Here is an 11,093-nt window from a genome sequence, read left to right as displayed (position 1 = left end):
TGGTGGTAGAGCTGCACGTCCGACGGCGCCCACGCGAACTCCTGCGTCGTATGTGCCGCGCCCTGTGCGACTTTCGGATCAATCGGCTTTGTTCTCCTCGAGGCCCCCCCGCGCCGCCGTGGTGGCGGCGCTGTCTCCCATCCCTACTCGCCCGCGGCGCCGCTGGTCGCCGATTGCCGCTTTGCGCGGTCGGCGATATCCAGCACGGACAGATATCCGAAGGTGATCGCCGGACCGATGGTCGCGCCCGGACCGGCGTAGGTGTGGCCCATGACCGGGGTCGAGCAGTTGCCCGAGGCGTACAGGCCATCGATCACCGAGCCGTCCTCGCGCAGCACGCGCCCCGCGGTGTCGGCCACCAGGCCGCCCTTGGTGCCGAGGTCGCCGGGGACCATCTTGGCCGCGTAGAACGGGCCCTGCACCAGCGCGGCCAGACACGGGTTCGGCTTCACCGTCGGGTCGCCGTAGTAGCGGTCGTAGTGGCTGTTGCCGCGCCCGAAGTCCTCGTCCACGCCCTTCTCGGCGAAGCCGTTGAACCGGGCGATGGTGGCGGCAAGATTTTCCGCGGGAACACCGATCTTGCCGGCCAGTTCCTCGATAGTGTCGGCCTTGACGATGTTGTCGTTCTCCATCCAGCGGGACGGGATGCGCTGCCCGGGCTGCAGCGAGGCGTAGATGTAGCGGTTGCGGTAGCGCTGGTCGAATACCAGCCAGGTGGGGATGTTCTCGCCGGGCCCCTCGCCCTGCCCGTACTCGCCGCCGTACATGGTGTGCACGGCCTCCACGTAAGGAGCGGACTCGTTCCCGAATCGCTTGCCCTCGGTGTTGACCATGATGGCGCCGGGCAGGTTGCGCTCGGCCAGCGCGAACCACGGCTTGCCGTTCTTGAAGATGGTCGGCCCCCACCAGGAGTCCTCCATGAACCCGACCGCGCCGCCGGCCTCCATGCCCGCGACGATGCCGTCGCCGGTGTTGGCCGCCGCGCCGGTGGTCCACTCGGTGGTGATGGGCTGGCGCTGGTACTTGGTGCGCATCTCGGCGTTGTGCTCGAAACCGCCCGCGCCCAGCACCACGCCGTGCCGCGCGGTGAAGGTGACGGGCTTGCCGTTCTCCAGCGCCTCGACGCCGGTGACCACGCCGTTCTCCACGATCAGCTTGGTCATCGGGGTGTTCAGCAGCAGCGGCACATTCGCGTCCATCAACCCCTTGCGCATGGCGGCGATGATGGCCTGGCCCATGCCCAGGATGTGCTTGCCGGTGAACTTCGCCCAGTAGGTGCGCGCGCCGACGCGCATGGCCCGCATCATGCCCTTCGGGTGGCGGCGGATCAGGTTCAGCCGCACGAAGTCGGCCTGCATGACCACCACGTTCAGCGGGGCCTTGGCGTACGGCGGCTCCAGTTTGAAGCGTTCCTCGCCGAGGACCTTGGCGTTGAACGGCTTGGGCTCGCAGGAGCGTCCCTCGCCCAGGCCGCCGCCGGCCTCGGGGTAGTAGTCGGAGTAGCCCGGCACCCACTTCAGCTTCAGGGGGGTGTGATCGAGAATGAAGTCCAGGGCCTCCGCGCCGCGGTCGATGTAGGTGTCGATCCGCTCCTTGGGCACCACGTCGCCGATGATGTTGTGCAGGTAGCGGCGGGCCTCCTCGCGGTCGTCGGGCCGCCCGGACGCCTGGAGCGCCTTGTTCCCGGGAATCCACACGCCGCCGCCGGAGCGTGCGGTGGATCCGCCGTAGTGAGCGGCCTTTTCGATGATCACCGCGCGCAGCCCGTGGTGAGCGGCGGTGAGCGCGGCGGTCATCCCGGCGGCACCGCTGCCGACCACCACCACGTCGTATTCCCGATCAGTCATGTAGAACACGTTATAGAATCGGTCCTGGTTCGGTCTATATTGATCTGGCAGACGGTGTTGCTGACGGCGGTTTTCGCAGGAAAACTCGTTTCAGTTTCCGTCGCGTTCACCGACCGGGCCCTCAGTGGAAGGAAACAAGCGTGCTGTCCGACGCGGTACGGAGCGAACTGGCCGCGGAGCTCGCGGTCGCCGAACGTGACCGGGTGCCGATCGACCCGCTGGTCGCCCGGCATGCCGACATCGACGTGGTCGATGCCTACGAGATCCAGCTCATCAATATCCGGCAGCGGCTGGCCGGCGGCGCGCGGGTCGTCGGGCACAAGGTCGGGCTGTCGTCGAAGGCGATGCAGCAGATGATGGGCGTGGACGAGCCCGACTACGGCCACCTGCTGGGGGAGATGCAGGTGTTCGAGGACGTTTCGGTGGACACCTCGCAGTACCTGTATCCGCGGGTGGAGGTCGAGGTCGGTTTCGTGCTCGGCAAGGATCTGCCGGGCGCGGCGTGCACCGAGGCCGACGTGCTTGACGCGACCGTCGCCTACGCACCGGCCATCGAACTCATCGACACCCGCATCAAGGAATGGAAGATCGCGCTGTGCGACACCATCGCCGACAACGCGTCGTCGGCGGGCTGGGTGCTCGGTCCGGAACGGGTGGATCCGAAGCTGCTGGACATCCAGAAGATCGACGCCACGCTCACCCGCAACGGTGCGGTCGTGGCGGAGGGTCGCAGCGACGCGGTGCTCGGCGATCCGACCATCGCGGTGGCGTGGCTGGCCCGCAAGGTCGCCTCCTTCGGGGTGCGGCTGAAAGCCGGGGACATCGTGCTGCCCGGCTCGTGCACCCGTGCCATCGACGCCCGTCCGGGCGACGCCTTCCACGCCGAGTTCGCCGGACTCGGTTCCGTCCGACTGAATTTCAGCTAGGGAGAGTTCATGACCGCGAATGGAAAGGTCAGCGCCGCCATCGTCGGCTCCGGCAACATCAGCACCGATCTGCTCTACAAGTTGCTGCGCTCGGAGAAGATCGAGCCGCGCTGGATGATCGGCATCGACCCGGACAGCGAGGGTCTGAAGCGGGCCGCCGGTCTCGGACTGGAGACCTCGCACGAGGGCGCGGACTGGCTGCTGGCGCTGCCGGAGAAGCCGGAGCTGTTGTTCGAGGCCACCTCCGCCTATGTGCACCGGGAGTACGCGCCGAAGTACGAGGCGGCGGGCATCCGCGCCGTCGACCTGACACCCGCGGCCGTGGGTCCCGCGGTGGTGCCGCCGGTGAACCTGGGCGACAACCTCGACACCCCGAACGTGAACATGATCACCTGTGGCGGGCAGGCGACGATTCCGATCGTCGCGGCCGTCTCGCGGGTGGTCGAGGTGCCCTACGCGGAGATCGTGGCCTCGGTGTCGTCGGTGTCGGCCGGACCCGGCACCCGCGCCAATATCGACGAGTTCACCAAGACCACCAGCCGGGGCGTGGAGACGATCGGTGGCGCCCGGCGCGGCAAGGCGATCATCATCCTGAACCCGGCCGAGCCGCCGATGATCATGCGCGACACCATCTTCTGCGCCATTCCGGACGATGCCGACACCGCCGCCATCGCCGATTCGATCCATCGCATGGTCGCCGACATTCAGCAGTACGTGCCCGGGTACCGGTTGCTCAACGAGCCGCAGTTCGACGAGCCGTCGGTGGTTTCCGGTGGTATGGCGAAGGTTTCGGTGTTCGTGGAGGTGGAGGGCGCGGGCGACTTCCTGCCGCCCTACGCGGGCAACCTGGACATCATGACGGCCGCGGCCACCCGCGTCGGCGAGGTCGTCGCCGACCAGATCCTCTCGGCACGCGTGTAAGGAGTACCAGGACAATGACTTTCAACGCACAGCCCTACAGCAATCAACTCGACATCCGCGTCACCGACACGTCCTTGCGGGACGGCTCGCACCACAAGCGGCACCAGTTCACCGCGACCGAGGTGCGCGATATCGTTGCCGCCCTGGACGCTTCGGGTGTGCCGGTGATCGAGGTGACCCACGGCGACGGCCTGGGCGGCTCCTCGTTCAACTACGGCTTCTCGAAAACCCCTGAGCAGGAACTGGTGACGATCGCGGCGCAGACCGCGAAGCAGGCCAAGATCGCGGTGCTGATGCTGCCGGGCGTCGGCGTCAAGGAGGATATCAAGGTCTCCCAGGACAACGGCGCCTCGATCGTCCGCATCGCCACGCACTGCACCGAGGCCGACGTCTCCATCCAGCACTTCGGCCTGGCTCGCGAACTCGGGCTGGAAACCGTGGGCTTCCTGATGATGTCGCACACCCAGCCGCCGGAGGTGCTGGCCAAGCAGGCTCGCATCATGGCCGACGCGGGCTGCCAGTGCGTGTACGTGGTGGACTCCGCGGGCGCGCTGGTGCTCGAGCAGGTCTCCGACCGCATCGGCGCGGTGGTCGCCGAACTCGGCGACGACGCCCAGGTCGGCTTCCACGGCCACGAGAATCTCGACCTCGCCGTGGCGAACTCCATCTACGCCGTCCGCGCGGGCGCCAAGCAGATCGACGGCAGCGCACGGCGTTTCGGCGCGGGCGCGGGTAACACCCCCGTCGAGGCCTTCGTCGGGGTCTGCGACAAGCTCGGCATCAAGACCGGCATCGACTTCTTCGCCATCGCCGACGCCGCCGAGGACGTCGTCCGCCCCGCCATGCCCCAGGAATGCCTCCTGGACCGCCAGGCCCTCATGATGGGCTACGCGGGCGTCTACTCCAGCTTCCTCAAGCACGCCGAACGCCAAGCCGAACGCTACGGCGTCTCCGCCGCCGAAATGCTCGTCCGAGCCGGCCAACGCAACCTGGTAGGCGGCCAGGAAGACCAACTCATCGACATAGCCCTGGAGCTCCAGCGCGAACAGCAGGCAGTCACCGCCTGACCCAACGCACGAGAGCTGCGTCGAGCCATCTCGATGCAGCCCTCGCGACTGGCGGCAGCACAACGACAGCACCACAGCGTTATATCTTCAGTGATATCCTTGATGCGATGCGAGATATCAGGAGGTCTGAAGATGGCGCGTACGGTGATTGATCTTGATGATCAACTGGTAGCCGATGTATCCAAGGCTCTCGGCACAGGTACCAAGAAGGAGACTGTCAACGCGGCGCTGCGCGAGGTCCTGGAGACCCGTCGACGCGCACTGGCTCTGACTCGGCTGCAGGATGCTGTCGAGGCCGGCGCATTCGATTTGGATCTTCTCGGCGACAAGGAGAAGTACCGCCGGTGAGCGCCGCCGAGTTTCTGATCGACACGAGTGCACTGGTTCCCCTCATGAGACGAGACGCCGGTGCAGCTGCGTGGCATGGAGCTGCGGCCGCTGGACTCATTGCTGTTTGTCCGATCATCGAACTCGAGTTCTTCTACACTGCTCGCTCGCAGGCTGATCGTGAGCGGGCGATCAGTGACATGCGGGAACTCTTCGGTTGGGAGCCCGTCGACGATCGTGCGTACTCCCGTGCCTGGGACGTGCAGGGAGAAATGACCAAACGAGGGCAGCATCGAAGCGCCGGGCCGGTTGACCTTGTCGTCGCCGCCACCGCTGAACTTCGAGGGCTCACGCTTCTACATCGTGATCACGACTTCGATTGCATTGCGACGATAACCGGACAACCACATCAATGGTTCGGGTCGTCGTAGTCGACACGGTCCTCGTCGCCGAAGAACTCGTCGGCTTCCGCCCTCATTGCCATGCCGTCTACGCGCGGTAGTTCTCGGTGACGCTCGGTCAGCTGGGTTGCCGTCAGTCTCGGCTTGCCGTGCTTCACAGCCAGGTGTCGAGGGTGGTGGTGGTGAGGAAGTGTTCGAGGTCGGCTCGCCAGGGAGCGGGGACGGTCTTCTCCGGCTCGATGGCGGTGTATTGGCCTCGGTAGAACAACAGCGGCCTGCCGGAGTCGGTGGACTCCGACAGGGCCAGGACTCGGCCGATCACGATGTGGTGATCGCCGCCGTCGACGACGCTCGACACTGTGCACTGGATCGTGGCGAGGGCGTCGTCCAGGAGCGGCAGCTCCAGCTCCGTTGCGCGCCAGCCGATTCCGGCGAACTTGTCGGGTTCGCGGGAACCGAAGCGGGCGCATACCTGCTGCTGTTCCTCGGCGAGCACGTTCACGCAGAAGCGGCCGGCCCGCTCGATGGCCGCCCAGGTGCGCGAGCCCTTGGTAGGGCAGAACAGCACCAGGGGCGGCTCCAGGGACAGGGCGGCGAAGGACTGGCAGGCGAATCCGACCGGCGCACCGTCGTCGCCGAAGGTCGTGATCACCGTGATGCCGGTGCAGAACTGCCCCAGCACATTCCGGAACTGTCGTGCGTCGATCTCCGGAAATTCGGCCACGCCGTCCGCCGTCATGTCCTGTACTCCTGACTCGCTACTTGAATCCGATGCTGAAGTCGTGGCCCCACAGGCTGACCGCGGTCGACTCCCGGGCGATCCAGTTCTCGTCCTCGACTTCCAGTCCCTCGCAACCGAATTCGATGTCGAAGCCACCGGGGGTCTTCATATAGAACGACAGCATCTTGTCGTTGATGTGCCGGCCGAGGGTGGCCGACATCTTCACCTTGCGCCGCAGCGCGCGATCCAGGCAGAGCCCGACATCGTCGGAGTTCTCCACCTCGACCATGAGGTGCACGATACCGGTGGGGTTGGGCAGCGGCAGGAACGCCAGCGCGTGGTGGCGCGGATTACAGCCGTAGAACCGCAGCCAGGCGGGCTCGCCGTCGGCATCGCGGCCGACCATCTGCGGTGGCAGCCGCATCGAGTCACGCAGCCGGAAGCCCAGCACGCCCTGGTAGAACTCCTGCGCCGCCGCGTCGTCGGTGCAGGTCAGCACCACGTGACCCAGGCCCTGCTCGGCGGTGACGAACCTGTGGCCGTAGGGGCTCACGAAACGCCGTGCGAGGTACTGCATTCCGTAGAACGCCTCCAGGGTATTGCCGGACGGGTCCTCGAACCGGATCATGCCCTCGACGCGGCGGTCGGTGAGTTCCTCCTTCGTGGCTTCCTTGAAGGCCACTCCGGAGGCCGACAGCCGCTCCCGAAGTTCTTGCAGCTCGGCCGCATTGGCGACCTCCCAGCCCGACACCAACAGCCGGTCGTGCTCGCCCGGCACGATCACCAGCCGCGCCGCGAACTCGTCCATGCGCAGGTAGAGCGCGTCGGAGTCGGGTCCGTCGCCCTCCATCATGCCGAGCACCTTGAGCCCGTACTCCCGCCAGGCCGCCATGTCGGTGGCTTCGATGCGCATGTATCCCAGCGCTCGAATACCCATGGTCACTTCTCCTTCGGAGTGAGGAAATCCACTGTGAGCCGGTTGAACTCGTCGAAACGTTCGCGCTGCGCCCAGTGCCCACACTGCCCGAACACGTGCAGTTGCGCGCGCGGAATCGTCTTCAACGCCACCAGCGCGCCGTCGATCGGGTTCACCCGGTCCTCGCGACCCCAGATCAGCAGCACCGGCTGGCGCAGCTTGTAGGCGTCGCGCCAGAGCATGCCCTTCTCGAAGTCGGCCGAGGCGAACGACTTACCCATCGCGCGCGTGGCCGCCAGCGATTCCGGCTGGGACGCCGAGGCGAACCGCTCCTCGATCAACTCCGGCGTGATCAGCTTCTGGTCGAAGACCATGATCCGCAGGAACGTCTTGAGATTCTCCCGAGTCGGCTCGACGTTGAACTTGCCCAGCGCCTTCACGCCCTCGGTCGGATCGGGCGCGAACAGGTTGGTGCTCAATCCGCCCGGCCCCATCAGCACGAGCTTGCCCGCGCGGTCCGGGTAGTCGAGCGCGAACCGCACCGCCGTGCCGCCGCCGAGCGAATTGCCCAGCAGGTGCACACGATCGGTGATTTCGAGGGTGTCGAGCAGATCCTTCAGCGCCGACGAGCTGTGCACGAAGTACTGCGGATGCTCGGTCGGCTTGTCCGACAACCCGAATCCGGGCTGATCCACGGCCAGCACGTGAAAGTTCCGCGCCAGCACGTCGATATTGCGGGCGAAGTTCGACCAGGACGAGGCGCCCGGCCCGCCGCCGTGCAGCAGCACGATCGTCGGTCCGTTGCCCACACCCGCCTCGTGGTAGTGCAGCTTCAGGTCCGGGCGGACCTGCGCGTAGCGGGAGGTCGACTCGAACGTCAGCTCCGAAACCGCGGTCATCTACACCATCCCGTCCGTGACCGGCAGCCCGAAGGCGTGCGTGCCGTACATGACATAGGCCCGCTCGGGATCGTTGGCCGCGTGCACCCGCCCGGCGTGCGCGTCGCGCCAGAACCGTTGCAGCGGAGTGCCGTTGGCCAGCGCGGTGGCGCCCGAGCTTTCGAACAGCTTGTCGATCGAGGTGATCGCCCGGCCGGTCGCGCGCACTTGGTCGCGGCGGGCCCGCGCCCGGATGTCGAACGGGATGTCCTCGCCCGCCACCAGCAGCGCGTACTCGTCGGCGACATTGCCCGACAGCTGCCGCCAGGCGGCGTCGATGTCGCTGGCCGCCTCGGCGATGCGGACCTTGGCGAACGGGTCCTCCTTGGCCTTCTCGCCGGCGTACGCGGCGCGGATGCGCTTGCCCTGGTGCTCGACGTGCGCCTCCAGCGCGCCGTAGGCCATGCCCACGATCGGCGCCGCGATGGTGGTGGGATGGATTGTGCCCCAAGGCATCTTGTACACCGGGTCGGTGTTCTGCGCGAGGCCGGGCGCGGTCAGTTCGCTCATGGCGCGGAACGACAGGAAGCGGTGGCGCGGCACGAACACGTTGTCCACCACCACCGTGTTGGAGCCGGTGCCCTTGAGTCCCACCACATTCCACACGTCGTCGATGCGGTAGTCGCTGCGCGGGATCAGGAAGCTGCCGAAGTCGACCGGCTTCCCGTCCTTGATCACCGGGCCGCCGACGAATACCCAGTCGGCGTGCTCACAGCCCGACGACCAGGCCCACGAACCGTTGACGGTGTAACCGCCGTCGGTGACGGTGCCCGCGCCCATCGGGGCGTAGGACGACGAGATACGCACCTCGGTGTCCTCACCCCAGACATCCTCCTGCGCCTGCTGGTCGAACAGCGCCAGATGCCAGTTGTGGATGCCGATGATGCCCGCCACCCAGCCGGTGGAGCCGCACGCGCCGGCGATCTTGCGCACGGTGTCGTAGAAGATCACCGGATCGGCGGCGTAGCCACCCCACTGCTTCGGCTGCACCAAACGGAAGAAGCCGGTGGCCTGTAGCGCCTTCATGGTCTCGTCGGGGATGCGGCGTAGATCCTCTGCCTCCTGCGCACGTTCGCGCAGCGTCGGCAACAGCGCTTCGACCCGCTCTGTTACTTCTTGCGTCATCTCGGGGGCTGCTCCTGCCTGGTCGATCGGAACGAATTCATCGGCCGTCGACCTGCTGTGGTGAGACCGATACTAGTCTTGAGACTAGAACACGTTCTTATTCCTGTCGAGAACGGGTGTCCGTCCATTGCTAAGGATGCCCTTTGCCTGGTCGTCAAGGGAATAGCTGGCGTCCATGCGGACGATTCTGTAACGTGTTCTAGTACTTCAGAGGAGGGATCACGATGGCAGGAACCCCACCACGGGGCGGGAAGGTCCGTGAGATCGACGTCGGGGCCGCCCCCACCCGTTATGCGCGGGGCTGGCATTGCCTGGGTCTGGCCGCACCGTTCCGCGACGGCAAGCCGCACGCTGTGCAGGCGTTCGGCACCAAGCTCGTCGTGTGGGCCGACAGCAACGGCGAGATCAAGGTGCTGGACTCCTATTGCCGGCACCTGGGCGGCGACCTGAGCATGGGCGAGATCAAGGGCGACTCCATCGCCTGTCCGTTCCACGACTGGCGCTGGGGCGGCAACGGCCGCTGCACCTCGATTCCATACGCGCGCCGGGTGCCGCCACTGGCTCGTACCCGGTCGTGGACGACCATGGAACGCAACGGTCAGCTGTTCGTCTGGCACGACCACGAGGGCAACCCGCCGCCGCCGGAAGTCGACATCCCCTTCATCAAGGGGCCCTACAGCGACGCCGAGGGCAACTTCACCGACCAGCTCGACAGCGGCTGGACGGAGTGGACCTGGGAGTCGATGCTGATCGAGGGCGCCAACTGCCGCGAGATCATCGACAACGTCGTCGACATGGCGCACTTCTTCTACATCCACTACGCGTTCCCGACCTTCTTCAAGAACGTCTTCGAAGGTCACATCGCGACGCAGTATCTGGAGACGAAGGGGCGCCCGGATATCGGCATGGCCTCCAAGTACGGCGGCGACACGCTGCTGAAGTCGGAGGCCTCCTATTTCGGCCCGTCGTACATGATCAACCCGCTGACCAACATCTACAGCGGGTTCGAGGTCAACAGCGTGCTGATCAACTGCCACTACCCGGTGTCGCAGGACTCGTTCGTGCTGCAGTGGGGCATCACCCTGGAGAAGCCGAAGGGCGTCGAGGGGGAGATGGCGGACAAGCTGGCCAAGAAGATGACCGAGGGTATCAGCGTCGGCTTCCTGCAGGACGTGGAGATCTGGAAGCACAAGTCCAAGATCGACAACCCGCTGCTGTGCGAGGAGGACGGTCCGGTCTACCAGCTGCGCCGCTGGTACGAGCAGTTCTACGTCGACGTCGCCGATATCGACCCGAAGATGGTGCAGCGCTTCGAATTCGAGGTCGACACCACCAAGGCCAACGAGGTCTGGGAGGCCGAGGTCGCCGAGAACCTGCGGCGCAAGCGGGAGGAAGAGTCGGCCGACAAGCAGGAAGCGACAGCCTGATGGCCACCTGGGCGAAGGCACCCGATTTCGCGGACCGTCCCGAACGGCGGGAACAGGTGCGCGCCCAGACGGTCGTCGACAAGCAGCGCTATCTGGAGGACGGGCTGACCCCGGTCGCGTGCCGCAGTTGCGGCACCGAGGTGCTGGTGCGTAAGGCCAGTTCGCATCAGAAGTCGGTGCAGTGGACGGTGAATCCGGCCGACCACTGCCCGGTTTTCAAGGCGCTGGTGGGGGGGCCGGGGCGGCCCGATTCCTGTCCTAGTTTGGAGCAGGCGATCGATGAGGCGGTTGAGGAGGGTGTTTTGCGCGTGGAGGAGTGATTGGCTGTGTTTTTGGCCTTCGCGCTGCTCCGGCCCGGGAGTTTTCGGATGTCGACGAATAGCCGGGTCGCGGTGGTGCGGCACTCGTTCCGCCGCTGGAGCCAGGAGCGCTTGTACTCCGTCGACTGGTCACCGCCCGGCGTCCGGCATCGATGAG

Annotated in this window: 12 protein-coding genes; 7 read left to right on the top strand and 5 right to left on the bottom strand. The window is 66.2% G+C overall.

The features are described 5' to 3' along the window. Positions 1–143: 143 nt before the first annotated feature. Positions 144–1,856, bottom strand: a complete 1,713-nt coding sequence (kstD, locus tag QH470_RS30595; protein ID WP_425302814.1) for a 3-oxosteroid 1-dehydrogenase — start codon at positions 1,854–1,856, stop codon at positions 144–146. 131 nt (positions 1,857–1,987) lie between these two features. On the opposite strand from kstD, the gene QH470_RS30590 reads away from it, so the two are divergent. From QH470_RS30590 to QH470_RS30570, 5 genes are all read left to right on the top strand, one after another. Beyond that, the gene (locus QH470_RS30590; protein ID WP_280275845.1) at positions 1,988–2,773 is read left to right on the top strand and encodes a 2-keto-4-pentenoate hydratase; all 786 of its coding nucleotides are present in this window, start codon (positions 1,988–1,990) and stop codon (positions 2,771–2,773) included. 9 nt (positions 2,774–2,782) lie between these two features. Next, complete coding sequence (locus QH470_RS30585) at positions 2,783–3,694, top strand: acetaldehyde dehydrogenase (acetylating) (RefSeq protein WP_280275844.1); 912 nt, start codon at positions 2,783–2,785, stop codon at positions 3,692–3,694. A gap of 14 nt (positions 3,695–3,708) precedes the next feature. Then, positions 3,709–4,761: a 4-hydroxy-2-oxovalerate aldolase gene (dmpG, locus tag QH470_RS30580; RefSeq protein WP_280275843.1), complete on the top strand. Its 1,053-nt coding sequence runs from the start codon at positions 3,709–3,711 to the stop codon at positions 4,759–4,761. 132 nt (positions 4,762–4,893) lie between these two features. Next, on the top strand, positions 4,894–5,109 hold the full coding sequence (locus tag QH470_RS30575) for a type II toxin-antitoxin system VapB family antitoxin (RefSeq protein ID WP_280275842.1): 216 nt from the start codon (positions 4,894–4,896) through the stop codon (positions 5,107–5,109). Further along, a complete protein-coding gene (locus QH470_RS30570) occupies positions 5,106–5,519 on the top strand; it encodes a PIN domain nuclease (RefSeq protein ID WP_280275841.1) in 414 nt (137 codons plus the stop codon). Before QH470_RS30575 ends, QH470_RS30570 begins: the two co-directional genes overlap by 4 nt. A gap of 124 nt (positions 5,520–5,643) precedes the next feature. Here the strand turns inward: QH470_RS30570 and hsaB are convergent, their stop codons facing one another. Genes hsaB through hsaA form a run of 4 tightly spaced genes read right to left on the bottom strand, consistent with a single transcriptional unit; the run spans position 5,644 to position 9,189 of the window. Next, positions 5,644–6,228, bottom strand: a complete 585-nt coding sequence (hsaB, locus tag QH470_RS30565; protein ID WP_280275840.1) for a 3-hydroxy-9,10-secoandrosta-1,3,5(10)-triene-9,17-dione monooxygenase reductase subunit — start codon at positions 6,226–6,228, stop codon at positions 5,644–5,646. A gap of 19 nt (positions 6,229–6,247) precedes the next feature. After that, positions 6,248–7,147 carry an iron-dependent extradiol dioxygenase HsaC gene (hsaC, locus tag QH470_RS30560; protein ID WP_280275839.1) on the bottom strand — a complete coding sequence of 300 codons (900 nt, stop codon included), beginning with the start codon at positions 7,145–7,147 and terminating at the stop codon, positions 6,248–6,250. A 2-nt stretch (positions 7,148–7,149) separates the two neighbouring features. Continuing rightward, positions 7,150–8,025 carry a 4,5:9,10-diseco-3-hydroxy-5,9,17-trioxoandrosta-1(10),2-diene-4-oate hydrolase gene (gene hsaD, locus QH470_RS30555; protein ID WP_280275838.1) on the bottom strand — a complete coding sequence of 292 codons (876 nt, stop codon included), beginning with the start codon at positions 8,023–8,025 and terminating at the stop codon, positions 7,150–7,152. Further along, positions 8,026–9,189 (bottom strand): 3-hydroxy-9,10-secoandrosta-1,3,5(10)-triene-9,17-dione monooxygenase oxygenase subunit, encoded by a 1,164-nt coding sequence (gene hsaA, locus QH470_RS30550; protein ID WP_280275837.1) that lies wholly within the window; start codon positions 9,187–9,189, stop codon positions 8,026–8,028. 224 nt (positions 9,190–9,413) lie between these two features. Between hsaA and QH470_RS30545 the strand changes: the two genes are divergently transcribed. Beyond that, positions 9,414–10,616: a 3-ketosteroid-9-alpha-monooxygenase, oxygenase component gene (locus tag QH470_RS30545; RefSeq protein ID WP_280275836.1), complete on the top strand. Its 1,203-nt coding sequence runs from the start codon at positions 9,414–9,416 to the stop codon at positions 10,614–10,616. Continuing rightward, on the top strand, positions 10,616–10,936 hold the full coding sequence (locus QH470_RS30540) for a hypothetical protein (RefSeq protein WP_280275835.1): 321 nt from the start codon (positions 10,616–10,618) through the stop codon (positions 10,934–10,936). The genes QH470_RS30545 and QH470_RS30540 overlap by 1 nt, the downstream gene beginning before the upstream one ends. Positions 10,937–11,093: the final 157 nt, after the last annotated feature.

It is taken from the genome of Nocardia wallacei, assembly GCF_029868745.1.
GTDB classification, from domain to species: domain Bacteria; phylum Actinomycetota; class Actinomycetes; order Mycobacteriales; family Mycobacteriaceae; genus Nocardia; species Nocardia wallacei_B.
This window is presented reverse-complemented; position numbering and strand designations above follow the sequence as displayed.